Annotated in this window: 24 protein-coding genes; 5 read left to right on the top strand and 19 right to left on the bottom strand. The window is 66.2% G+C overall.

The annotated features are described in order from the left end of the window. Positions 1-7: 7 nt before the first annotated feature. From ACT89O_RS09060 to ACT89O_RS09020, 9 genes are all read right to left on the bottom strand, one after another. On the bottom strand, positions 8-1,099 hold the full coding sequence (locus ACT89O_RS09060; protein WP_487262398.1) for a branched-chain amino acid ABC transporter permease: 1,092 nt from the start codon (positions 1,097-1,099) through the stop codon (positions 8-10). Beyond that, positions 1,096-1,995 (bottom strand): branched-chain amino acid ABC transporter permease, encoded by a 900-nt coding sequence (locus ACT89O_RS09055; protein WP_487262397.1) that lies wholly within the window; start codon positions 1,993-1,995, stop codon positions 1,096-1,098. Before ACT89O_RS09055 ends, ACT89O_RS09060 begins: the two co-directional genes overlap by 4 nt. Next, the gene (locus tag ACT89O_RS09050; RefSeq protein WP_487262396.1) at positions 1,992-2,795 is read right to left on the bottom strand and encodes an ABC transporter ATP-binding protein; all 804 of its coding nucleotides are present in this window, start codon (positions 2,793-2,795) and stop codon (positions 1,992-1,994) included. Before ACT89O_RS09050 ends, ACT89O_RS09055 begins: the two co-directional genes overlap by 4 nt. Then, positions 2,792-3,568, bottom strand: a complete 777-nt coding sequence (locus tag ACT89O_RS09045) for an ABC transporter ATP-binding protein (RefSeq protein WP_487262395.1) — start codon at positions 3,566-3,568, stop codon at positions 2,792-2,794. Before ACT89O_RS09045 ends, ACT89O_RS09050 begins: the two co-directional genes overlap by 4 nt. A 5-nt stretch (positions 3,569-3,573) precedes the next feature. Then, positions 3,574-4,917, bottom strand: a complete 1,344-nt coding sequence (locus tag ACT89O_RS09040) for an ABC transporter substrate-binding protein (RefSeq protein WP_487262394.1) — start codon at positions 4,915-4,917, stop codon at positions 3,574-3,576. A gap of 31 nt (positions 4,918-4,948) precedes the next feature. Further along, positions 4,949-5,869 carry a SphA family protein gene (locus tag ACT89O_RS09035; protein WP_487262393.1) on the bottom strand — a complete coding sequence of 307 codons (921 nt, stop codon included), beginning with the start codon at positions 5,867-5,869 and terminating at the stop codon, positions 4,949-4,951. Between the two features lie 155 nt (positions 5,870-6,024). Then, a complete protein-coding gene (locus ACT89O_RS09030; RefSeq protein ID WP_487262392.1) occupies positions 6,025-6,948 on the bottom strand; it encodes an alpha/beta hydrolase in 924 nt (307 codons plus the stop codon). 15 nt (positions 6,949-6,963) lie between these two features. After that, positions 6,964-7,731 (bottom strand): coniferyl-alcohol dehydrogenase, encoded by a 768-nt coding sequence (locus ACT89O_RS09025; protein ID WP_487262391.1) that lies wholly within the window; start codon positions 7,729-7,731, stop codon positions 6,964-6,966. Positions 7,732-7,804: 73 nt separating this feature from the next. After that, a complete protein-coding gene (locus ACT89O_RS09020; protein ID WP_487262390.1) occupies positions 7,805-9,280 on the bottom strand; it encodes a benzaldehyde dehydrogenase in 1,476 nt (491 codons plus the stop codon). Between the two features lie 280 nt (positions 9,281-9,560). Between ACT89O_RS09020 and ACT89O_RS09015 the strand changes: the two genes are divergently transcribed. The 4 genes from ACT89O_RS09015 (at position 9,561) to map (ending at position 13,666) form a co-directional block, all read left to right on the top strand. Beyond that, complete coding sequence (locus ACT89O_RS09015; protein WP_487262389.1) at positions 9,561-11,498, top strand: sigma 54-interacting transcriptional regulator; 1,938 nt, start codon at positions 9,561-9,563, stop codon at positions 11,496-11,498. A 166-nt stretch (positions 11,499-11,664) separates the two neighbouring features. Continuing rightward, positions 11,665-12,216, top strand: a complete 552-nt coding sequence (locus tag ACT89O_RS09010; RefSeq protein WP_487262388.1) for a hypothetical protein — start codon at positions 11,665-11,667, stop codon at positions 12,214-12,216. Between the two features lie 374 nt (positions 12,217-12,590). Further along, positions 12,591-12,866 (top strand): ParD-like family protein, encoded by a 276-nt coding sequence (locus ACT89O_RS09005; RefSeq protein WP_409889191.1) that lies wholly within the window; start codon positions 12,591-12,593, stop codon positions 12,864-12,866. Continuing rightward, entirely contained in the window at positions 12,866-13,666 is an 801-nt protein-coding gene (gene map, locus ACT89O_RS09000) for a type I methionyl aminopeptidase (protein WP_487262387.1), read from the top strand. The genes ACT89O_RS09005 and map overlap by 1 nt, the downstream gene beginning before the upstream one ends. Before the next feature lie 28 nt (positions 13,667-13,694). Here the strand turns inward: map and ACT89O_RS08995 are convergent, their stop codons facing one another. The 7 genes from ACT89O_RS08995 to ACT89O_RS08965 form a co-directional block, all read right to left on the bottom strand. After that, complete coding sequence (locus ACT89O_RS08995) at positions 13,695-14,723, bottom strand: phosphotransferase enzyme family protein (protein ID WP_487262386.1); 1,029 nt, start codon at positions 14,721-14,723, stop codon at positions 13,695-13,697. Positions 14,724-14,921: 198 nt separating this feature from the next. Continuing rightward, entirely contained in the window at positions 14,922-15,659 is a 738-nt protein-coding gene (locus ACT89O_RS08990) for an SDR family NAD(P)-dependent oxidoreductase (protein WP_487262385.1), read from the bottom strand. Between the two features lie 46 nt (positions 15,660-15,705). Further along, positions 15,706-17,265: a cryptochrome/photolyase family protein gene (locus ACT89O_RS08985; RefSeq protein ID WP_487262384.1), complete on the bottom strand. Its 1,560-nt coding sequence runs from the start codon at positions 17,263-17,265 to the stop codon at positions 15,706-15,708. Next, entirely contained in the window at positions 17,262-18,578 is a 1,317-nt protein-coding gene (locus ACT89O_RS08980) for a DASH family cryptochrome (protein WP_487262383.1), read from the bottom strand. Before ACT89O_RS08980 ends, ACT89O_RS08985 begins: the two co-directional genes overlap by 4 nt. Beyond that, the gene (locus ACT89O_RS08975; protein ID WP_121506984.1) at positions 18,575-18,757 is read right to left on the bottom strand and encodes a DUF2256 domain-containing protein; all 183 of its coding nucleotides are present in this window, start codon (positions 18,755-18,757) and stop codon (positions 18,575-18,577) included. The genes ACT89O_RS08980 and ACT89O_RS08975 overlap by 4 nt, the downstream gene beginning before the upstream one ends. A gap of 18 nt (positions 18,758-18,775) precedes the next feature. Continuing rightward, positions 18,776-19,789: an NAD(P)/FAD-dependent oxidoreductase gene (locus ACT89O_RS08970; RefSeq protein WP_487262382.1), complete on the bottom strand. Its 1,014-nt coding sequence runs from the start codon at positions 19,787-19,789 to the stop codon at positions 18,776-18,778. Next, positions 19,786-20,352, bottom strand: coding sequence for a lipocalin family protein (locus tag ACT89O_RS08965; protein WP_487262381.1), 567 nt, complete (start codon positions 20,350-20,352; stop codon positions 19,786-19,788). The genes ACT89O_RS08970 and ACT89O_RS08965 overlap by 4 nt, the downstream gene beginning before the upstream one ends. Before the next feature lie 111 nt (positions 20,353-20,463). Between ACT89O_RS08965 and ACT89O_RS08960 the strand changes: the two genes are divergently transcribed. Continuing rightward, the gene (locus tag ACT89O_RS08960) at positions 20,464-20,706 is read left to right on the top strand and encodes a glutaredoxin domain-containing protein (RefSeq protein ID WP_055400446.1); all 243 of its coding nucleotides are present in this window, start codon (positions 20,464-20,466) and stop codon (positions 20,704-20,706) included. Positions 20,707-20,730: 24 nt separating this feature from the next. On the opposite strand, the gene ACT89O_RS08955 is transcribed toward ACT89O_RS08960, so the two are convergent. The 3 genes from ACT89O_RS08955 to ACT89O_RS08945 form a co-directional block, all read right to left on the bottom strand. Further along, positions 20,731-21,198 carry a DM13 domain-containing protein gene (locus ACT89O_RS08955; RefSeq protein WP_228894484.1) on the bottom strand — a complete coding sequence of 156 codons (468 nt, stop codon included), beginning with the start codon at positions 21,196-21,198 and terminating at the stop codon, positions 20,731-20,733. An 80-nt stretch (positions 21,199-21,278) separates the two neighbouring features. Beyond that, a complete protein-coding gene (locus ACT89O_RS08950; RefSeq protein ID WP_121419559.1) occupies positions 21,279-22,145 on the bottom strand; it encodes an alpha/beta fold hydrolase in 867 nt (288 codons plus the stop codon). Positions 22,146-22,188: 43 nt separating this feature from the next. Beyond that, positions 22,189-23,346, bottom strand: a complete 1,158-nt coding sequence (locus tag ACT89O_RS08945) for an ABC transporter substrate-binding protein (RefSeq protein WP_487262380.1) — start codon at positions 23,344-23,346, stop codon at positions 22,189-22,191. Between the last annotated feature and the right edge of the window lie 89 nt (positions 23,347-23,435).

The following is a 23,435-nucleotide window of genomic DNA, read 5'->3' as shown; positions in this document are numbered from 1 at the left end:
GTAGCGCCTATGGGTGTCCCTCACTCGCGCCCGCCCCTGCTGCGGCCTGCCCTGCATCGCCCCTGTGCGGCGCCCGCGAGCGCACCCGGTACCCCGCCGACAGCAAATGCACATCCCAGCGCTGCTGTACCGCCCCCCATATGCCCTTGGGCAGGAACAGCGCAAACAGCATGGCAATGGCGCCCAGGCCGATGAGGTACAGCACACCCTGCCCGCCCCACGCAGTCTCCACCGCAAAGAAAAGCAGCGCGCCGAGGATGGGGCCTTCCATGGTGCCTATCCCCCCCACCAACACCATGAAGATCATGTAGGCCGTCCACTGCACGCTGAAATAGGTCTTGGGCTGAAAGCTGATGGACGTGGCCAGCCACAGCCCGCCCGCCAGGGCGCAGCCAAAGGCCGACAGCACGAACACCAGCCGTTTGATGGCGACCACGCGCACGCCCAGCGAGATGGCTGCCACCTCGTTGTCACGAATCGCCTGCGCGGCCGTGCCCACCTTGCTGCGCAAAAGCAGGAAGACCACCCAGCACAGCCCCGCCATCGCAGCGAGAGCCGCCCAGTAGGTATAGGCACGCCGGTCATCGGCCGCGTACTGCTGCAGCGCAATCATCGAGGTACCCGTCTCGCCCTGCACCAGGCTGTCCAGGTTCACACACAGGTGCGCGAGCGCCGCCACCACCCACATGCCGATGGCGAATTCGCCGCCCTGCAGGCGCAGCATGAAGGCCGCCAACGGCACCGCCACCAGCGCCACCAGCACAGCGCCCACCAGCAGCGCCGGGTACGGCCCCAGGCCCGCATCGGCCAGCCGCACCATGGCGTAGGCCCCGAGGCCAAAGAACGCCTGGTGACCAATCGACACCAGTCCGGCGTAGCCCGCCAAAGCGTTCCACATCACGGCCAGGATCACGTAGATGAACAACGTAGTGAGCCGGTCTACCGTGCCTGCTTGCAGCCACAGTGGGCCCAGGCAAAGCACGGCCAACAGCAGCACGGTGGCGCTGGCGAAGGCGCTGGAAGCGCGCGTCCAGCGCTGGATGACCCATGGGGATGGGCCCGTGATTGCGGAGGGAACAGAGATCGTTGGAACAGTCATGGCACAGCCCTGCGGCGGGAGGAGAAGAACCTGCGCAGCGCACCGCTCGCGTAGAGCCGGGCCAACAGGATGACAAGAAAGGTGGCGTGCCCGGCGATCAGAAACCCCTGGGGATGCACCTGCGCCCCCAGGTTCTGCGCCACGCCCAGCACCACGCCGCCCAGCAAGGTGCCCCACAGCGATCCGGCGCCGCCGATGATCACGGCCTCGAACGCGAAGATCAGTTGCTGCGGGCCCGAGAACGGATCGAACGTGGCGCGAAGGGCCAGCGACGCCCCGGCCAGCGTGACGGTGACCATGGTGATGGCCGAGGCCGCCGCAAACACCGTACCGGTGCGCACGCCCACCAGGCGCGCGGTGTCGGCGTCTTCCGACGCTGCGCGGATCTGCCGCCCCAGCGCCGTGTGCGCCAGCATGGCGTGCAACCCGCCCAGCAGCAGCACCGCCAGCACCAGCACCAAGGTGGGCAGCTGCCCGACATATAGGCCGCCGGGCAGCTCCCAGCTGTCGTAGGCCAACGTGCCGATCGAGGTGGCCAGCGAACGCGTGTCGGCGCCAAAGTGCTGGAACAGCACGTTGTCGATCACGCTGGCCAGGCCAAACGTGGCCAGCAGGGGCACCAGTGCGCCCAGGCGCCCGCTGCGCTCCAGCACCAGCTTGTGCAGCAGCCAGCCCAGCAGTGCCATGGCAGGCACCACCGCCAGCAGGGCCAGCAGCGGATGCCAGCCCATCGGTTCGGCCAGCACCCACAGCAGGTAGGCCGCCACCACCGTCAGGCTGCCGTGGGCCAGGTTGATGATGCGCATCACCCCGAACATGAACGACAGGCCGCAGGCGAGCAAGGCGTAGTAGCCGCCGAGCAATAGGCCCTGGACGATCTGATTGAGAAGGTTCATGCGGCCTCCTTGTGGGCGGGGTGGAAGTGGATCGCGTTGTTGGCAGCTTCGCCGTCGGCACTGCCCGTGGTGTGGCTGACGGGCGCAGCTTCGGGCCGCTGCGCGCCAAAGTAAAACGCGGTGATCTGCGTGCGGGTGAGCTGGCTGGCGGGCGCGTCGGCCACCACGCTGCCTTCGAGCATGCAGACAATGCGGCTGGCCACGGCCTGCACGCGCTGCAAATCCTGCTCTACCAATACCAGCGTAGTGCCCTGCCCCACCACGCCACGCAGCGCGTCGTACACGCCCTGCACGGCCAGGGGCGACAGGCCCAGCGAGACCTCGTCGAGCAGCAGCACGCGCGGGTTGGTCATGAGCGCGCGGCCAATGGCCACGGCCTGTTGTTGCCCGCCCGACAGCTCGCCCGCGCGGGCGTTCAGCTTCGGCGCAAGCTGCGGGAAAGCGTCCAGCACGGTGTCAAAACTCCACTGTCCGCGCCGGCCCGCCGCGCGGGCCACCAGCAGGTTTTCCCGCACCGTCATGCCCGCAAACAGGCGCCGCCCCTCGGGCACCAGGGCCAGGCCCTCAGCCACACGCTGGTGGGCGGGCAGGCGGGTGATGTCCACGCCCTCCCACCGCACCGTGCCGCTGCTGGCGCGGTGGGCACCGGCCAGCGTGCGCAGCAGCGTGGTCTTGCCCGCGCCGTTGGCCCCCACCAGGGCCAGGATGTCGCCCTGGCGCACCTGCAGCGACACATTGCGCACAGCGGGCAGCTGGCCGTGGTGGGCGTTCAGGTTGTCAATACTCAACAACACGCTCATGCCGCCACCCCGCCCAGATAGGCCTCGACCACGGTCGCATCGTTCAACACGGCCTGCGGATCACCGTTGGCAATGATCCGCCCGCCATCCATGCACACTAGGCGTGTGGCCACCTGCAGCAACACATGCACCATGTGTTCGATCCAGACGATGGCGATGCGCTGGCTGCGAAGGGTGCGCACCAGGTCCACCAATTCACTGGCCTCGGCATCGGTCAGCCCGCCGCCGATCTCGTCGAGCAGCAGCACCTGGGGGCCGGTGGCCAGCGCCCGCACCAGCTCCAGCCGCTTGCGGCCCAGCAGGCCCAGCGTTTCGGCACGGCGGTTGGCCAGCGCCTCCATACCACACAGGCGCAGGCACTCCATGGCCCGGTCACCCGCGTCGCGGGCGTGCAGGGCCGCGCCATGCGTGGCGCCGGTGAGCACGTTTTCAAACACCGTCATGCCCAGAAACGGCCGGGGCACCTGGTGGGTGCGCGCAATACCTGCACGGCAGCGGTCTGCCGCACTGCGGGCGCTCACATCCACCCCCTGGAACCAGACGGTGCCCTGGCTTGGCGCAAACGCTCCGGCCAACACGTTCAGCAGCGTGGTCTTGCCTGCACCGTTGGGCCCGACGATGCCCACGGCCTCGTCACTGCCCACCGAAAAATCGAGCTGATCCAGCACTTTGAGCGCACCAAATCGCATGTCGATGCCCTGCGCCTGCAGCAGCAACGGCTGCTGCTGTGGCCCGCCCGCTGACGGGCTCCCAAGGGGTTGTGGATGTCGCATGGAGATCAGCTGTAGGACTTGAGCGCCGCCGCCACGGGGATGTTGCGGTCGGTGGCGTTCTCGGTGATGAGGAGGTCGAGCTTGTACTTGCTGCCCGCTGCGGGCTTGACCCACTGCGCGCCCACCACCGGTGTCACCGACACATTTGGCACAGGCCCTTTGGCAAAGTCCACCGGGCCTTGCATGGTGGTGGCCTTGAGCGTGCTGATGGCCTTGGCCAGCGCCGCCTTGTCGCGCGGGTTGGTGCTGGCTTTGAGCGCCTCGGTGCCCGCATCGAACAGCGACATGGTGGAGCCCAGCATCTGCGTCCACTGCTTGCCGGTGGTGGCCTCATACGCGTCGGCCAGTTGCACGCCCGTCAGGCCAGTGAGCGCCGATGCGTAGGGGAAGCTCTTGTGCCAGAAGCACCCAGCGCCCAGTTTCAGCGCCAGCGGGCCCAGGGCCTCCACCTGCGATGGAACGAGGCCCGTCTTGGCGATCTGCGCAATCTTCACCATGCGCGTGTAGCCCTGCTGGGCCGCCTGCCGCCAGAAGGTGGCGAAGTCTGGCGGAATGGGGAAGGTGTTGAATATCTCGCAGCGCTCGGCCTTGAACTTGGCGATCTGCGCGGAATAGTCGGTGGTGCCGTTCTCATACGGCCCGGCGTCCACCACGGTGAAGCCCGCCTTGGCCAGCTCAGGCGCCAACGTGGCGCGAATCGCGTTGCCATCGGCATCGTTGGGGTACAGCACGCCAATCTTCTTGTTGGTGGGCAACGCCGCGAACTGCGACGTGTACGACGTGGTGAAGCTGCCTCCGCCAAACGAGAAGTGGTACGTCCACTTGAAGGGCGATGGCGCGCCGGGCTTGGCGCCCCGGCCAAAGTACCAGGCCTCCCACGGCATCACCGTAGACAGGCAGGGCACGCCCGCCGCCTCGCACGCATCCGACACCGGGTTCACCGTTTCGGGTGTGGTGGTGGTCAGCATGAGGTCGATCTTGTCGCTGTTGATCAAGGCCTTGGCCAGCTGGCTCGCGCGGGCCGGGTCGGACTGCGTGTCGCGGTCCAGAATCTCCACCGCGTACTTCACGCCGCCAATGGTCAGGCCCGCCGCCAGCGTCTTGCGCACCTGGGCCAGGATGAAGGTGTCGGTTTCGCCCAGCGCGCCCAGCGGGCCGGTGCGTGGGCTGATGAAGCCGACCTTGAGCACGTGCGCAGGGCCTGCGGCCTGGGCCCACAGCGGGCCGGCACCCAGCACCAGGCCGCCAGCGCCTGCAGCAGCGATCAGCCCACGGCGCGAGATGGTGGGGGATGCGGCCTGCGCAGCGTCTGCGGCGGGCACCGTGGATTCAGGGGTGTTGGTTGTCATGGTGAAGTTCTCCAGCGATCGGTTGCGGGGTTCAGAAAGGGATGGTGGTCTTGAGCCAGAACTGCGAGCCCTGGGCGCGGTTGCGCACGCCGAACTCCTTTTCCACCTTGGCGGTGATGAGCCAGCCCTTGCCATTGGCGTAGCGCACCGAGGGGCCGATGGACTGGCTGCGGCCACGCGATCCCGCCAGCGCCACACCGCCCACCTTGTCGTCGCTCCACTGCCGGTAGACATAGCCGCCCACACCCACTACCCAGCCATTGCCCAGGCCCCAGCCTGCGGCGTAGTCCACGATGAGTTCACGGCCCGAGCGGTAGTTGGTGTCGCTGTTGGTGCGGTTGAAGTTGAGGGTGGCCTTCACGTCGCCGTTGAAGCCGCTGGGGCCCATCCAGGTCAGCACGCCCAGGGGCTGCAGCGACAGGTAGTTGCGCCCAATGTTGGCCTGGCGCGTGCGGTCATACGCCCCGGTGGGCAGCACGGCATCGAGCCCCAGCACGCTGTGAAGCTGCGGGGAGTGGTGCCAGGCCACCGAGCCCCCCACCGTCACATCGCCCAGTCCGGTGCGCGAATCGCTCGCGCCCCCGGCTCGCACCGACAGATCCACCAGCGGGAAGATGGCGTGGGCCGCCACATGGCCGCCCAGCGCCTGCTGGGGGGTGATCCAGATCAGGCGCGTGGCAGCGGCGGCGGCCCGCACCTTGAAACCGGGGATGGGCACGGCGTTTCCCTGGCCATCGTTCACGCGGCTGGTGGTGTAGTAGTTGACGTACTCCAGCACATACAGCCCGGGCGGCGGCGCAGCGCCTGCCACGAAGTTCTCAGTGCCCAGCGGGTAGGTGGAGCCCCCGCCCTCGGTGGCGAAGGCCGCTGCACCCAGCGTGCTGGCCAGGGCCAGCGCGGCGAGGCGGCTTGTCTTGGGGGGCGATGCTTTCAGTCTCTGCAGTGTTTTCATGTCGTTTGTCTCCTCGTTGTTATGTCGATCGGTTTTCTGTGGCTCCGCGCAGGCCATGGCTGGGTGGCGCGCAGGCTCGCGCCCCGGCCTGTGCCGGTGGGGCGCGGCCGATGCGTCGGCCCTTGGGGTCGTTGGGGTTGGAGGACGCCGCTGCGCTATGCAGCAGCCGCCACCGCCGTGCGCTGGTGCGCGGCAATGAACCGGCCCGCCTGCTCCAGCGAGGCCAGCGCTTCATCCAGCGCGGGCGCAAACAGCTGCCAGCAATGCACCATGCCGTCCCACACGGTGCAGTCCGCTTGCACGCCCGCCGCCTTCAAGCGGGCGGCCATGGTCACGGCGTCGTCGCGCAGGCGTTCCCAGCCGCCCACTTGCAGTTGCACAGGGGGCAACCCTTGCAGATCGGCGCTGTAGAACGGGGTGACCGTGGGTGAACGCACATCGCCACCGGGCACGTACATGGCGTTGAAAAAGCCCATGAGCTCGCGCGTGATGAACGGGTCGTCCACCGTGTGGTGGGACACACCTTCGGACGCCAGGTCCAGCGCGGGTGACAAGGCCACGATGGCCGCAGGCAGGGGCAGGTCCTGGTTGCGTGCACGCACGGCCGTAGACAAGGCCAGGTTACCGCCCGCCGAGTCACCCATCAGCGCGATGGCCGAAGCGGCATAGCCGTTGGCCAGCGCCCACTGGTAGGCCGCCAGCGCATCGTCGTGTGCTGCGGGGGCCGGGTGCTCTGGTGCCAGCCGGTAGTCCACGTTCAGCACCTGTGCACCGCTGAACTGCGCGAGGTACGAGCACAGCGCCCGGTGTGATGTCAGCGAGCCGAACACAAAGCCACCCGCGTGGTAGTAGATGACCAGCCTGCGCGGGTCCGCCTGCGGCGTGCTCAGCAGCTCCGCCGCCATGGTGCCGCCCGCCCCGTTGGGGATGCGCAGCGTCTGGATGGGAAGCCCCTGGGCCAGGGGCATTCGCGAGTTGCTGGCGTCAAACCACGCACGCAGCTGCGCGGGGGTGGCTTGTGGTGGCGGCGGGTTTTGCGCGGCCATCTGCAAGATGGCCTCAAGCTGTTGTGCGGACATGTGTGGCCCCTTCGCTCAGAGGTAGGTGGAAGCGAGCCCGCCATCCACCGGCAGGTTGATGCCGCTCACCCAGCGTGCCGCGTCGCTGCACAGGAAGGCGATCACCGGCGCCACTTCGTCACTGAAAGCCGGGCGCTTCATGCGGTGGGCGTCTTTCTCCACGCGCTCCTGGCCCAGCATCTGCACGAAGTCGCCCAGAATGGGCGTGAACACCGGGCCGGGGGCCACGCAGTTCATGCGCACACCGCGCTCCATGAAGATCTTTTGCGACTGGGTGTACGTCCATACGATCAGCGCTTCTTTGAAGTACTGGTAGCAAGTCTCCTGCGGCACGGGGTGGGCAGCCAGCCACTTCGCGCCTTCTTCAAAGCTGGTGGTGGCACCCAGGGCGCGGTGTGGGTCCAGGCGCTGGGGCCACTCGGCCCCCAGGATGGAAGAGATATTGACGATGGAGCCGCCCTCGCCCATGCGTTCCAGCACGCGGTGTGTGAAGTGCCGCAGGCCCAGGTAGTTGACGCGGCCGACCAGCTCGGCGGGCGATGTGCCCGGCACGCCCGCAATGTTGGCCAGCGCATCCACCTTGGCAGGCAATTGCGCCACAGCATCGTTGATGGCGGCAGGGTCGCCCAAATCCACCTGCACAAAGCCGTCGAGCGTGAGCGTGGGCACATTGCGGTCCACACCAATCACGCGGGCGCCCTGCTGGCGGGCAAGCTTGGCAAAGTCTGCGCCGATGCCGGAGCAGCAGCCGGTGACGACGATGGTTTTGTTGTGTAGGGTCATGAAAGTTGTCTCCTGATTTTTTTGGGGGGCACAAGCCCTCGGAGCAGCCCAACCGAACCGAGGGCTTGCGATGTCAGAACGGGAATGCGGGCAGCGCGTCCTTGACCGTGATCCACTGCCACTGCGTGTATTCATCAATATCGGCAGGCCCGCCCACGCTGCCCCCGTTGCCACCCACACCGGGGCCGCCAAAGGGGTTGGTGCATTCATCGTTCACCGTCTGGTCGTTGATGTGGACCATGCCCGCGCGCAGGCGCTGGCCGATGGCCATGGCGCGGCCCACGCTGGGGCTGATGACGGCAGCCGCCAGGCCGCCCTGGCTGGTGTTGGCCAGTTGCACGGCCTCGTCGTCGGAGCGGAAGGTGACAAGGTTGGCCACCGGTCCAAACGGCTCTTCGTCAAACGAACGAATGCCGGGCTTGACGCCCGAGAGCACCGTGGGCTTGTAGCAAAGCCCCTCGTAGGTGCCCCCTGCTTCGAGCTTGGCGCCCTGCGCCACGCTGTCCTTTATGACCTGGTCAAAGCGCTGCAGTTGCTTGGCATCGATCATCGGCCCCAGGGCCACCTGACCGCTGGCGCCGTCGCCCACCGGCAGGTGCGTGGCCTTGCCCACCATGCGCTGCAGGATTCCTTCGGCAATCGACTCGTGCACGAGGATGCGATTGGATGCCATGCAGATCTGCCCCTGGTGGAACCACGCGCCAAACGCGGCAGCACTGGCTGCGGCATCCAGGTCGGCGTCTTCCAGAATGATGAGGTTGTTGGCCCCGCCCAGCTCCAGCGACACCTTTTTCAGGTGCTGCCCCGCCAGCGCGCCAATGCGGCGGCCCACCGTGGGCGAGCCGGTGAAGGCGATCATGGGCACGCGCTCGTCCACCACCAGCGCCTCGCCCGCCTCGGCATCGCCGGGCACCACCTGCAGCAAGCCCTTGGGCAGGCCGGCCTCTTCAAATACGCGGGCCATGATGAAGCCGCCACTCACCGGCGTGCGCGTGTCGGGCTTGAGCACCACCGCGTTGCCCAGCGCCAGCGCCGGGGCCACCGAACGCAGGCCCAGGATGAGCGGGAAGTTGAATGGCGAGATCACGCCCACCACGCCGTGCGGCACGCGCCGCGCAATCGACAGGCGCCCCGGCGTGCTGGGCAGCACCTGGCCTTGGGCCTGCATGGGCAGGGCTGCAGCGAGGTGGCACAGCGTAATGGCCTCGCGCACCTCGTGCTGGCCCTTGGGCACGATGCCGCCGGTTTCGCGGGCGACCGCCATGGCCAGTTCGTCAAAGTGCTGCTCAAAAATGCTGGCCGCACGGTGGAAGACTGCCGCACGCTCGCGCGGCCCTGTGGCCGCCCACGCGGCCTGGGCTTGCTGCGCACGGCCAATGGCGGCCTGCATGTCGGCAGCATTGGCAATGCCCACGCGGCTGAGCACCTGGCCCGTGGCAGGCTCCACCGCATCACGCGCCGTGCTCAGCGCGGTAGACCATGCACCATCAAAGGCCTTGCCCGCCCACAGGCGGTTGTCCAGCAGGCCTGGTTTTTCTGAAACACCCATTGCATTGCTCCTTGGTTGAAATCAAAACCCACCGCATGGCTGCAGCGGCGTGGTCTGAAATTGCAACGGGCGTACCAGCCCCGCCTGCCACCAAGCACCAAAACGCATGAAACACGGGCTTTTTGAGAGGGAGCGCTACGGACTTTCCCTAGGCCAAAACATGACTGGCACTGGCGACTTTTTGCCACCAAATAGTTACCATTCATAAACAAATAGCACTGCAAAGATTGATCAAATGATCACTTTTTGATCACTTTCTGATCCACAACCGGAGGCCCCCATGCCGAAGCGCCGCGTCTCTCTGGCCGACCTGCACCGCACCGCCGTGGGCCAAGGCCAGGCCTTGCTGGGCACCGTGCCTGCTGAAGCCCCCCGCGCCCTGGGCGGGTTTGACACCCATGGCATCAGCCAGCACACCCACCCCACGGTGGCCGACATCAGCGAATGCCTGTTCTTCTCGCCCGGCGACGGGCGTATCTGGCTGCAAGACCAGCGCATGATCCTGCTGCACTCCGAGGCCCTGGGCTCGCTGCGGCGCGAGCTGATCGATAGCATTGGCCTGGACAAGGCACGCGGCCTGCTCACCCGCGCGGGCTACGTAAGCGGCGCGCGCGACGCCCGCCTGGTGCGCCAGCAGTGGCCCGATGCCGAGCCCACCGCCGCCGCCATGGCCGGCACCCGCCTGCACGCGCTGGAGGGCGTGGTGCAGGTGGAGGTGGTGCACGCCCGCTACAACGCCGAGCTGGGCGAATACGACGGCGAGTTCATCTGGCACAACTCCAGCGAAGACGACGAACACATCGCCGCCTACGGCGTGGGCGGCTCGCCCGCGTGCTGGATGCAGGTGGGCTACGCCACCGGCTACGTCAGCACCTTGTTTGGCCGCATGATCGTCTTCCGCGAGGTGGAGTGCCGGTCCTCCGGCGCCGCGCACTGCCGCGTGGTGGGCAAATCGGCCGAACTGTGGGACGACCCCGAGCAAGACCTGTTCTATCTGAACGCCCAGGACTTTGTGGGCACCCCGCCCGCTTCGCTGCCCACCTCCATGCCAGAAGGCGCGCGGACCAAGGCACGCACCACCTACCTGGGCGTACCGCCGGGCAAGGCGGCATCCGGCAATGCAGGCACCGCCGCCGACCCCACGGCAAGCGCCACCATGGTCGGCGCCTCATCTGCCTTCAACGCTGCCTGCCACATGCTGCAGCGCGTGGCACCCACCGCCGCCACGGTGCTTTTCACCGGCGAATCGGGCGTGGGCAAGGAGATGTTTGCCAGCATGCTCCACCGCATCAGCCCGCGCAGCAGCCAGCCCTTTGTGGCCATCAACTGCGCGGCCATCCCCGAGACACTGGTCGAGAGCGAACTCTTCGGCGCGGAGCGCGGCGCCTACACCGGCGCAGGCACATCGCGCCCCGGCCGGTTTGAGCGCGCGCACGGCGGCACCCTCTTCCTTGACGAAATCGGCACGCTCAGCCTGGTGGCCCAAGGCAAGCTGCTGCGCGCCCTGCAAGAAGGCGAGGTAGAACGTGTGGGCGGCACCCGCACCGTGCGTGTGGACGTGCGCCTGGTGGCCGCCACCAACGTGGACCTGCGCCAGGCCGTGCGCGAAGGCAGCTTCCGCGAAGACCTGTTCTACCGCCTGAACGTCTTCCCCATCCACCTGCCCCCACTGCGCGACCGGCGCGACGACATCCCCCTGCTGATGAGCCACTTCTTGGCCCACTACCAGCGCAAGCACCAGCGGCAGGTGCCCGGCTTTAGCCAGGCTGCCGTGAAGGCGATGTTTCACTACCCCTTCCCCGGCAACATCCGCGAGCTGCAGAACCTGATTGAACGGGCGGTGATCTTGGCGACGGATGGAGAGCCCATTGAGCCGCACCACCTGTTTGCAGGCGGTGAACAAAGTGGCGGGGGGGTGATGTCGCTGCACTTGCAGGGCAACAGCGGGGGGACGTTGCATGCGCAGGGGGTGGCGGGTGTGGGGGCTGCTGCGATGCAGGTTCCGCAAGCCGCTGCAGCAGCAAGTGCGCGGGGCGGTGCGGGGCTAGCGCCAGCAGCAGCGCCCGTGGTGGCACCGCTGCACCAAGCGGAAGAGCAGATGCTGCGGCAGGCGTTGCAGAGCGCGGGGGGAAATGTGGCGCTGGCTGGGCGGTTGTTAGGGATAAGCCGGGCGACGATGGCTTATCGGGTGAGGAAGTTTGGGATTGGGAGGCGATGACGTGAAGCCGGGCTGCACAGGTGCGACTGCGAAAACCTGTTTTCGACCATCCAAAGAGGTCGCATCTGCCTTCAGAGCAACTAGCGGTACAACTGCTCGACTTGAAAGATGGGTCGACCCGTCGAATGGCGTATTGAGAGAACTAACTAACCATTGCAGCCTCGTCATGAACGAATACACCAAATATCTCTCCGTGAAATCTGCGCTCGAAGATCTTTTTGGAAGTGGTGTGTGGTACGCACTGAAAGAATCCAATCACGTCGGAACTTGGCGTAAATATGCAGACAGGACATTAAAAGCGGTTGAACTATCCGTAAAAGACTCCGTGGAGATCTATGACGACGAATGGATGCTGGAGGTATCTCGATGTTTGCAAAACGGCAAAGAGCATCTGGAGCTAGCAGATTCGATAGACGAGGTCGTTGGGGTACTGGCTGGAACCATGATCGAGATGTCCTTCATTCAACTTGGCCACATGCCCAGACGAAAAGGCACTCCGGGCCCCTATCCCTTGAGAAAAGGGGAGTGGAAGATGAACGGCTTTCGCTCAGTCGCCTATCTTCAAACCAGAGAGCAGAAAGAGGACCGCTTCTTGTCGTTGCAACGTAAAGAAGTCGGCTTTGATCGACAGCTCGACCTCATGGCCGAGTACCGCAGCAGCAAGTCCAAACTCCCATACTCTGAATGGTGTGCCAAGAAATCTGAAGGAACGGAGTAAGACGCCTTCTCGTACTTGCAGCAGTCTCTCCAAGCTGCGGTAGTCATGTCTGACGAGGCCAGCATTGGAGTTCTGGCCAAAACGCCTGCTAGCGCTTGATAGATCGGCGTATGCGGTATCAAAATCATAGCAAACCACGCCGCATTCACGATAGCAGCCGGTCATCGGTGTAAACGTAGAAGCTGCCCACTCTTCTCACTGGCAACCCTTCCCGCATCTGCAGCTTGTTCCAGCTGCACCGGCAGTCGGGCGACCAATCCCTGCACCGTTGACCAGGGTTGCAAGAGTTGAACTGACGGTACCTGGGTGCCGCACACTCTCATATTATGCGAAACATATACAATTCAAATACGTTTCGCTTAAAGGCAGCACCCATGGGCATAGTCAAAATTTCCGACCAGATGCACGAAAACCTGCGTCTGGCCAGCACGGCGCTGAGCCGTTCCATCAACTCTCAGGCCGAGCACTGGATGCGCGTGGGCATGCTGGCCGAGATGTACCCCGACCTGGACCACCGCGAGATTTGCCAGATGCTGGTGCGGGCCGAGCTGGCGGGTGGGCTGGATGTGGCGCTGGCGGCGCGGGGTGAGCTGGACAGCAAGCCTGCCGCAGACGCCCCTGCCGCCCGCGCCAGAAAGCAGCCGCACTGATGGCCCGCGCTGACCGTGGGGTGCCGATCCGCTCGGCCGAAGAACTGGTGATGGCGCGGCGGGCCGCACAACTAGCGGCCGAGGTGCTGGCGATGATCGAGCCGCATGTGGTGCCGGGCGTGACCACCGACGCGCTGGACCGCCTGTGCCACGACCACATCGTGAACGTGCAGGGCGCGCGGCCTGCCAATGTGGGCTACCTGGGCTACCCCAAGACGGTGCTGACCTCGGTGAACCATGTCGTGTGCCACGGCATCCCCTCGCCCCAGCAGATGCTGAAGAAGGGTGACATCGTGAACATTGATGTGGCGGTGGAAAAAGACGGCTGGTATGGCGACACCAGCCGCATGTTCTGCGTGGGCGCGCCCAGCGTGCTGGCCCAGCGGCTGGTGCGCACCACGTACGAGGCGCTGTGCGCGGGCATCCGCGAGGTGAAGCCGGGGGCCACGCTGGGCGATGTGGGCCACGCCATTGCCACGGTGGCGCAGCGCGAGAACTTCAGCGTGGTGCGCGAATACTGCGGCCACGGCATTGGCACGGTGTACCACGATGAGCCCCAGGTGCTGCACTATGGGCGGCGCGGCCAGGGGCTGCGGCTGGAGGCGGGCATGGTCTTCACCATCGAGCCCATGCTGAACGCAGGCCAGCGAGAAACCAAGGAGCTGGCCGATGGCTGGACGGTGGTGACCAAGGACCGGTCGCTCTCGGCCCAGTGGGAGCACATGGTGGCGGTGACAGACAGCGGCTTTGAGGTGCTGACAGCATGGCCGGGGGGCACGGGCAGCTACCCTGCGATTTAGGGATGGCCTGCACGAGGAGATTGCCGCATCAGCCGGGTGGCAGCTCCAGACGGGCCCAAGCGGCCATCACATCGAGCTGCTTCTTGATCCAGTCGGCAGACATCATGTTGGCGCCCCAGTGGTGGATGCGCGCCACGCCCTCCCCCATGTTCCACAGGTGCCGCAACTGCACGAAGAGCGGCAAGGCGGCGAGGTCGGCATCGGTGATATGGCCGCCGCCTGCGCGGTAGCCGGCCAGGTACTGCTGCCAGCGCTTGAGCAAGGCTTCGTCGGGCTCCATGGGGGCCTTGCGCGGCAGGTTCGACCACAGCCACACACACAGGTCATAAGCAAGGAACCCCGGTCCGGCGTCGTCAAAGTCAAAGAAGGCGGCGCGCTGCACACCATCGGCATCGGTGGTCACATGGTTGTTGAAGCCATGCGTGTCGCCGTGGCACATCACGCGGGTCAAGGTGCCCTCAACATTCGCCAACTCGCTCAGAAGGCACTCAATCAGTTGCCGGTAGGCATCCAGCACGGTGGGGTCGATCTCGGGATGGGCGCTGAGGTAGCCTAGCGTGCGGCCTGCAAGATGGTGACCGTCCAGCACATAGCGGCTTGCGGGGCCTGCGTAGCTTTGCGCGGCGCTGTGAATCTGGGCCAGCGTGGCGCCGGTCAGATGCAGTTCCTCGGGCGTATCGGGCACGGCACCATCGCAGTGGCGAAACAGCACCAGCGCACGCGGGCCCTCAGGGAACGGCAGGGTAACGCTGGCAGCTCCTTTCGCAGCCAGCACCGGCGTGGCCACGCCCACGCCGTTTGCGTGCAGGTGGGCCAGCAGCGCGACTTCAAAATCCACATTGAACGCGCCACGCGGCCGGATGGCACAAAGCCGCGCCACGTAGCGGCTGCCATCCGTGCCCCACACGGCGTAGTTGTCGTTGAGGTTGCGGCGGATCAGGTAGCACTGCTGCACTTGCAGGCCGTAGTGCTGCGCCACCCAATCACTCACGGAAGAGGCAGCGGCTGTAGTGTGGGAGACGACCAGATTGAGGTCACGGGAGGTGGGTGAAAGCATGCGGCATTCTCCATGGATGCAGCATGAAACACCCGTGCGACCTGGTTCGATGCGGTTGCGTCAAGAATTTTTTGCTGAACCACCCAGGCTGGTGCAAGCCGGAAAACAGCCACGTCACAAAAAAGTTGCCTAAAAGGGCTGCTACCGCACGCTGGTATTGCACCATCGGCATCAAAACCATAGCAATCAATGTCTCTATCACCACGGCAGCTTGTCGCCGCTGTACGCGTAAAAGCACCCCGTTTCCTCCACCGGTAACCCGTCCAGCACGCACAGCATGTCGCCCGCAGCATCCGCAGCCGGGCGGCCAATTTCTGCGCCGTTGAACGGGGCCGACAACGCTGAGTTGACGGTGCCCGGGTGCAGCGCCACCAGCACGGCCTGCGGGTGGGTGCGGGCCACTTCGATGGACGCTGTTTTTACCAGCATGTTGAGCGCGGCCTTGCTGGCGCGGTAGCTGTACCAGCCGCCCAGGCGGTTGTCGCCAATGCTGCCCACCTTGGCCGAGAGCACGGCCAGCAGGCCGCGCCCCTGCTTGGGCAGCAGCGGTGCAAAGTGGGCCAGCACCAGCGCGGGGCCGAAGGTGTTGGTGCGGAAGGTGGCCTCCATCTGCGCGTAGTTCAACTGGCCGAGGCGCTTTTCAGGCATGCCGTGGGGGCCGTGCAGCATGCCAGCGGCGTGGATGATGCAGTGCCACGGGCCCTGGGCCTTGAGCTGGTGGGCGGCGGCGGCAATGGTGGCTTCGTCATCCAGGTCCACCGCCGGGCTGGTGTGGCGGCCCAGGCCCACGGCCAGGGCGCAGCGCGGGTCGGCCTGCAGGTGGGCGAGGAAGGCGCTGCCGATGGCACCGGTGGCGCCGATGACAAGGGCGCGGTAGCCGTCAGGCAATGACTGCAAAGAGGTGAAGGATGTTGACGTAGGCTGGGCTGAAGACATGGTGCGGTCCTGCGGTGAGGGGACTTGAGATGGTTAGGCAAGCGGGCTACAGCGAATCCAGCCGCGTGCGCGAGCTGGCCGCATGCTCACGCAACGCATCAAGCTGCGGGCCCTGCATCTTTTGCAGCTGGCGGTACACCATGCCGAGGCGGAAGTTGTTGCCCAGCGTGCCTTCGTTGCGCGCAAAAAAATCCCAGTACAGGGCGTTGTACGGGCAGGCGCGGTCACCCACCTTGAGCTTCTTGTCGTAGTGGCAGCCGCCGCAGTAGTCGCTCATGCGGTCGATGTAGGCGGCGCTGCTCACATAGGGCTTGGTGGCCAGCAGGCCGCCGTCGGCAAACTGGCTCATGCCCACGGTGTTGGGCACTTCCACCCATTCAAAGGCGTCGATGTACACGCCCAGGTACCAGCGGTGCACGGCAGCGGGGTCGAGCCCCGCCAGCAGCGCAAAGTTGCCGATGACCATGAGGCGCTGGATGTGGTGGGCGTACGCAAACTCCAGCGACTGGCCCACGGCGTGCTGCATGCAGTGCATGCGGGTCTTGCCCGTCCAGAACCACTCCGGCAGCGGTGTGCTGTGGCCCAGGGCGTTGCGCTCGTCATAGCCGGGCACATAGGCCCAGTAGATGCCGCGCACATATTCGCGCCAGCCAAGAATCTGGCGGATGAAGCCCTCCACCGCAGGCAGAGGTGCAGCGCCTGCGTGGTAGGCGGCTTGGGCGCGTTGCACTACCTCGTGCGGGCGCAGCATTTTGGTGTTGAGCGCGAAGGACAGCAAGGAGTGAAAGAGCCGCGCGCTCTTCGTGCTCATGGCGTCTTCGTACGCGCCAAAGTGCGGCAGCGTGGTGGTGATGAATTGGTCGAGCCACGCCAGCGCCTCGGCCCGGTTCAGAGGCCAGCGCAGTGCATGGGCCTGCGGGTTGCCAAAGCTCTGCACACCTGCGGCCTGGATGGTGGCCCACAGGGCGCTGTGGTCGTGCGTGGGGCGGGCGTCGGGCGGCAATGCGGGCGCGTCCTTGGTATCTGGCCAGGGCTTGCGGTTGTCGTGGTCGTAGTTCCACTGGCCACCTTCGGGCTCGCCAGCCTCGTCGATCAGCACGCCGTGGCGCAGGCGCATGCGGCGGTAGAAATGCTCCATCAGCCACTGCTTGCGGCCTTGGAACACCTCGGCCATTTCGGTGCGGGTGGTGTAGAAGTGCTCGCTGCTGACGGCCTGCACGGCAAAGGGTTGCTCTGCACCCCAGGTGCGCAGTTGCTCGTCCAGCCGCCATTCATCGGGGTGCTGGTATTGCAGCGTGTGGGCACCGTAGTGGGCCATGAGGGCGGCCAGGTTGTCGGGGATCGACTGGCGGTTGCTCGCGTCGCCAATCGCCACGTAGCGCACGCGGTGCCCCGCCTCGCGCAGATGCCGGGCCAGATCGCGCATGGCGGCAAAGATGGCGAGGATTTTTTGCGCGTGGTGCAGCACATAGTCGGTCTCTTGCCGCACTTCCATCAGCACATAGACCACGCCTTCGTTCTGCGTGGCAAACCATGAATGCTCGGGGCTGAGCTGGTCACCCAGCAGTAAGCGCAACGTGTGGGTGCGCGGTTGCGGGGTGCTCATGCCATGCCCCACATGCGGCGGTAGCTGCCGTCGGCATCGTGGTCTTGCGCCTGCTTGATCGGGTTGAAGCGACGCCCACCGCGCGGGTCGGTGCCGCGCCCGGCGATGTAGAGCCAGTTGGCCTGGTTGCTGTACACGTCGTAGTCCACCAGTTGTGATTCAAACCACGCGGCGCCTGCGCGCCAGTCGCTGTGCAGGTCGTAAATGAGGTAGCTGGCCACCACCTGGCGCAGGCGGTTGCTCAGATACCCGGTGGCAGCCAGCTCGCGCATGGCGGCATCGACCAGCGGCTCGCCGGTCTCGCCCCGGCACCAGCGTTCAAAGCCGCGCGGGTTGAGTGGGGCGTGTGGCAGTTCTGACAGCCCCCGCGCCCGGTACAGCGCTGCGCCGTATTGCAGGTGCAGCAGCCGAAAGTAGTCGCGCCACAGCAGTTCAAACCACAGCCAGTAGGTGCCATCGTTGGCGCCGTGGTCGCGCTCAAAGGTTTTTAGATCGGCATAGATCTGGCGCGGCGAGAGCGCCCCCGTGGCCAGCCAGGGCGAGAACTTGCTGGAGTAATGGAGCCCCGTGAGCCCGTTGCGCGTGTCCTTGTAGCTGTGGGGCAGCTTGCGGGCCAGGTACTGCGCCAGATGGGCCAGCGCGGCAGCCTCGCTGCCATCACATGCAGGCGTTCCGTAGGGAAAGGACGAGCGGGCATCGGTGCCCTGGGGCAGTGTGGGTTGCTGGATGCTGGCAGCGCCCTGCTCTGCGCCCACGGCCTGCAACACGGGTGCAGGCACTTGGGACGGCGGCGGCAGCCGGGCGGGTGCTGGCAGTGGTGCAGCGGGGGTGATGCCTGCACGCTCGACCTTCTGGCGGAAGCTGGTGAACACACCGGGCAGGTCAGAGGCAGGCCAGGGCATGTCGGCCGGGTGCAGCAGACTGCTGTGCCATACGGTACGTACTTGCAGGCCTGCCGCGCGCAGGGCTGCGACCTCGGCCTGTTCGTAGGGGGCGGCCATGTCTTCGCACACCACGGTGGTGGCCCCCACAGCCTGGGCCAGTTGCGGCAAGGCGGTGGCAGGCGGGGCTTGGCAGATGAGCAGCGGGTTGCCCAATGCACTCGTCTGTTGATGAAGCCAGCGCAGCGCTGCGGCGGTGAAGGCGCGGCGGTGTGGGCCGACGCGGGCAAAACCCCAGGGCGTGCGTTCATCGGGCGCGGGCAGGCACACCACGGGCAGCAGGTGTGTGGCCCCGCTGGTGAGCGCTGCGCGCAGCGCGGGCTGGTCGTGCAGGCGCAGGTCATTGCGAAACCAGAAGAGCACGGTGCTCATGCGGTGCCCTCCCCTGCCACGCCTTGCGAAGTGCTGCTGCGCTTGCGTTCACTGCGGCAGCGGTCGGAGCAATATTTCACCTCGTCCCACACCTTCTCCCACTTCTTGCGCCAAGTGAAGGGCAGGCCGCAGTGTTGGCAGGTCTTCTGCGGAAGGTCTGATTTTTTGCGCATGCGCATGGCGAGCCTGTGGTTGGGTTACGCAAGCTTCAACACCTGCTGCGCCAGCGCACGCCCGCTGAGCCACGCGCCTTCGACCTTGCCGCCGTGCAACCAGTCGCCACACAGGCCCAGGCGCATTTGCGCATCCCACCAGCTGCCCTGCGTGAGCGCGGGTTCGGTGTCGGCATAGCGCCATCGGTGGGCGGTGGCCGCAACGGGCGCAGGGCCCCCGAGAGCTGCAAAGGCGGCGAGCAGTGCGGCCGTAACGGCATCGGCACTGTCTTCGATATGGGCCTCGCTCCACTCGGCGCTGGCGTGCAGCAGCCAGGTTTCTTGCCCCGTGCGGCCGGGTTTGCTGCTGTCGCGCGCCACCCAGCGCAAGGGGCCGGTGTTGATGAACGCCCCCTCCCAGGGCAGGGCCACAGGGCTTGCGTAGCGCAGCATCACCGCCCAGCTGCCACGCATGCGTGCGCTGGCGGCCAAGGCGGCGCCTGCAGGGGCCAAGGGCGCCAGCAAGGGCACAGTCTGCGGGGCAGGCACGGCCAGCAGCACGGCGCTGTAGTGATGGCTGTGCAGGCCATGTTCTGCCGAGGTGACGGCCCACCCGCCCTCGCTATGGTCCAGCCGCTGCACGGTGGTTTGCCACTGCGCCAGCGCAGGCTCGCCCAGGTGCTGCACCAGCCAGGCTGCGGGCGTCGTCATGCGCGGTGTGCCCACAAACCGCTCCAGCGGGGTGGCCGGGGTGGACCAAGCGTTGCCGTCAAAGCTGGCCAGCCGGGCATTCCACAACGCAGCCACACCGGCCTGCTGCCAGCGGGCCACCTCGGCGCGGAAGGCAGGGTCGCGGGCGGTGAAGTATTGGGCGCCGTGGTCGCACTGCCAGGGGCCGTTATCGTCTTCGGCGCGGCGGGTGCTCATGCGGCCAGACGGGCCACGAGACTTGTCGAACACATGCACCGTGTGGCCCGCCTGCAGCAGCGCCTGCGCGCACGACAAGCCTGCCAGGCCTGCGCCAATGACGGCGATGGTTTGTGGCGTAGCAAGGCTCATGGTTGTGGGTCGGTTCGTTCATGGGTCACCCAGATCAGCGCCTGGGTGTCGATGCCCAGGGCCTGTGCGCGGGCGATGAGTTGTTCGCGCACGCCAGGGGGCAGCTGCTTGGTGCGCGACAGGATCCAGCAGTAGCTGCGGTCCGGCCCCACCACCAGAGCCCACTGGTAGTTGGCATCCAGCGCGGCCACGTGGTAGCCGCCGTAAAAGGGACCAAAGAACGACACCTTGAGCGATGCAGTGTTGGCATCGCCCGTGAACAGCGCTTTGCCTTCCGCCTGGCGCCAGTCGTTCTTGCCGGTGTCAAAGCCCCGGTTGAGCACGCGCACGCTGCCGTCCGCCTGGCGCTGGTAAGTGGCGCTCACATCCGTCATGCCGCGCTCGAACGAGTGGTCAAGCCGGGCCACCTCGTACCAGCGGCCCTCATAACGGGCTAGGTCAAACGGGGTGACGGGGGTGATGCCCTCGGGCGGGCGGGTGGACGAGCAGCCACTCAAGGCAAGCAACGCCACAGCAAGCCCCAACCAGGCGCAGCGGCGGAAGCAGGATAGGAAGAAGGGCATAAATTACCAATTGGTCACAAAACAAACCAGTTGGTATTCTGCCATCACAAACGCTGTTGTGGCGAAAGCCCGGCGCGGGCGCTTGCCATGGCCCACCCGTAAACTCCGGCCATGACTTTTCAAATCACCGTTTACTCCAAATCCGCCTGCCCCCAATGCGATTCGGCCAAGAAGCTGCTGCAGTCGCGCTCCCTGCCTTTTGAGGAAATCAAGATCGACGACGAGGCCGAGCGCCTGGCGTTTTATGCCAAGTGCGGGCCTTCGGTGCGGCAGATGCCGCAGATCTTCATCAACAACCAGCGCGTGGGCGGGCTGGCGGGGCTGCAGGCTGCGCTGGCGCAGATCGGCCAGTGACACCCGCTTTCGTCCGTCCCCTGGTTATTGGTACTTCGCAGCGGTGATGAACTCGCTGAAGGTTTCGCACCACACAATCACCGTGTTGAACTTGGCCGGGTCCACGCCCTGCGGCAGCGGGACGATGAAGTTGTTGAACGTCTTCACATCGCCCACGCGCAGCATCTGGGGCTTGAGGCGTTTGAAGTCGGCCTCGGTCTCGACAAACTCGGGCGACAGGTAGAGCTTGTAGTCCGGCCCCGGGGCCAGCTTGCCCACTAGGCTGATGGCCTGCGGGCTGATGGACACGGCGCCTTCGCCCCAGTGCAGGGCGTCGCTGTCTTTCAGGTCACGGCGGAACGTGGCAGTCCATTGCGCAGCGGGCTGGCTTGACTGGATCTCCTGCTGCGTGGGGGCGTCGGGCGCGATCAGGATCGGCAGCACATACACACCCAGCGCAAACCCGATGACCAGGGTGAGCAGGTGCGAGGCGATGAGCAGCAGAGGTTTCATGGCAACGGGTTCAGTGGACTGAGCCCAATGTACTGCGCCGCGCCCTCCCGTTCAACGCTGCGCAGCTCCCCGCTGTCCGCTCAGGATGCGCGGGCCAGAAAGCCATCCACCAGTGCGTAGTGCTCCGGCACATTGAGCGCGGGCGCGTGGCCGCAGCCGGGCACCTCCACCACCTGCGCCAGGCCACGTGCGCCGGGGCCCCGGGTCAGCATCTCGGCGGTGGTGTCGCGCAGCACCAGGTCCGACTCTTCGCCACGCAGGCACAACACGGGGATGTCGAGTGCGTCGTAGTGGTCCCAGATCAGGTAGTCGTTGGTGTGGTGGGTGAACTGCTGCACCATGGCCGGGTCGTAATGCGGCGTCACGCGGCCGTCGGGCAGGCGGCGGGTGCTGCTCTCGGTCAGCAGGCGCCACTGCGCATCGCTGAGCCAGCCGTAGGGCGTGTAGACCTGCCGGAAGAACGCCTCCAGCTCCCGCACGGTGTCGAACGCGGGCGGGTGGCCTGCGTAGGCCTTGATGCGCTCCAGCGCGGCGTCGGCCAGGCGCGGGGCGTTGTCATTGAGCAGCAGGCTCTGGATGCGGCCCTTGAGCTGCGGCTCGAACAAACCCGAGGCGCACACGGTGCCGATGGCCCCGCCCATCGACGTGCCCACCCAGTGCGCTTTCTCGACACCCAATTGGTCGAACAAATCGGCCGCAATGCGCGCGTAGAACGAGAGGCGGTATTCGTCCTGCGGTGCACGCGCCCACTGGCTCAGGCCCCGACCCAGGGTGTCGGGGCAGATCACGCGATAGCGGGACGCGAGGTGGGCGGCCAGGGGGTCCATGTCGCGCCCGGTGCGCGCCAGGCCGTGCCAGGCAATCACCACCGGCGCGTCGGGCGCACCCCACTCCGTGGTGTGGATTTCATAGCCAGCGCAGGTGAGGTAGCGCGAGGTGGGGGACATGATGGCGACCTTGTGGAACAAAGAATAAAAAAGGATCGGCGGCTCACTTCATGAGGCGACCATTGCTGCCAATGACAGTGACCTCGACATACCGTGAGCCGATGCGGTTGGTGGGGGAGTAGCCCAGCGTGATGCCGCCGAGGTCAAAGCTTTGCAGCGACTCCAGCGCCTTGACGACCTTGGCGCGCGTGGGCGCGGGCCCGGCGCGGCGCAGAGCCTCGACCAGCACCTTGGCGCCCAAAAACTGCTCGAAGCTGGTGTAGTTGACCTCGGCCTCGGGGGCGTATTTCTTGAGCAGCGACTGGTATTCACGCACCACTGGCAACTGGGGCCGGTAGGGGTACGGCACCACCTGGCTGATGCCCAGGCCGTGGGCGTTCTTCAGGCCCGCGAGCTTCACCAGCTCCGTCGGGTCCACCACCGAGATGTTGTACAGCTGCGCGCCGCCGCCCTGCTCGCGGTAGCGCTGGATGAAGGCCGCCGCAGGCTTGTTCACCGCAATCATGATGACCGCATGCACATCGGCGGCCTTGATGGCTTTGACGGCTTCATCGACCTTGTCGGTATTGCGCTCGTAGCCCGCAGCCACCACCACCTTGAGGTTGCGCTTGGCGAGGGCCGCCTCGACCCCCGCCAGGCCCGCCTTGCCAAAACCGTCGTCCTGGTACATCACGGCCACACGGTTCATGCCCAGGGTGGTGAGCTGCTGCACCATGTGCTCGGTCTCATCGACATAGCCTGCGCGCACATGAAAGATCCAGGGGTTGAACGGGTTGCGCAGCGATTCGCCCCCCGTGTAAGGCGCCACCAACGCCGCACCGCCCTCTTGCAACACGCCGTCTGCCAGCAGTTGGGTGATGTTGGCCGTGCCCGCAAAGCCATACAGCGCCACCACCTCGGGCTTGGCCAGCATCTCGCGGGTGAGCTTCACGGTGTCGGCCACCTTGTAAGCGTCGTCGACCACCTCCTGGCGGATGGTCGCGCCGTGCACGCCGCCCTGGGCGTTCACCCAGTCAAAGTAGATCTTGCCGCCCAGCACCATCTGTGCGCCAGTGCTGGCCAGCACTCCGGTGAGCGGTGCCACCTGCCCCACCACAATCTCGGCGGCGTGCAGCAAGGGCGCCGTGGCCCCGCCCCACAGCACCGCCAGTGCCGCCGCCGCACGGCGGCTCCATGTCTTGACCTTGTCCATTCGGTTCATCCCCTGTTTGTGTTGCTTGCAGCCGCGCCCACGGGCGGCGCAAGGGCCGATGGCCCCCACGCGTGCCCGGTGGGCGGCGGTGACGGTGT

Source organism: Acidovorax sp. NN32, from assembly GCF_057597245.1.
This window is presented reverse-complemented; position numbering and strand designations above follow the sequence as displayed.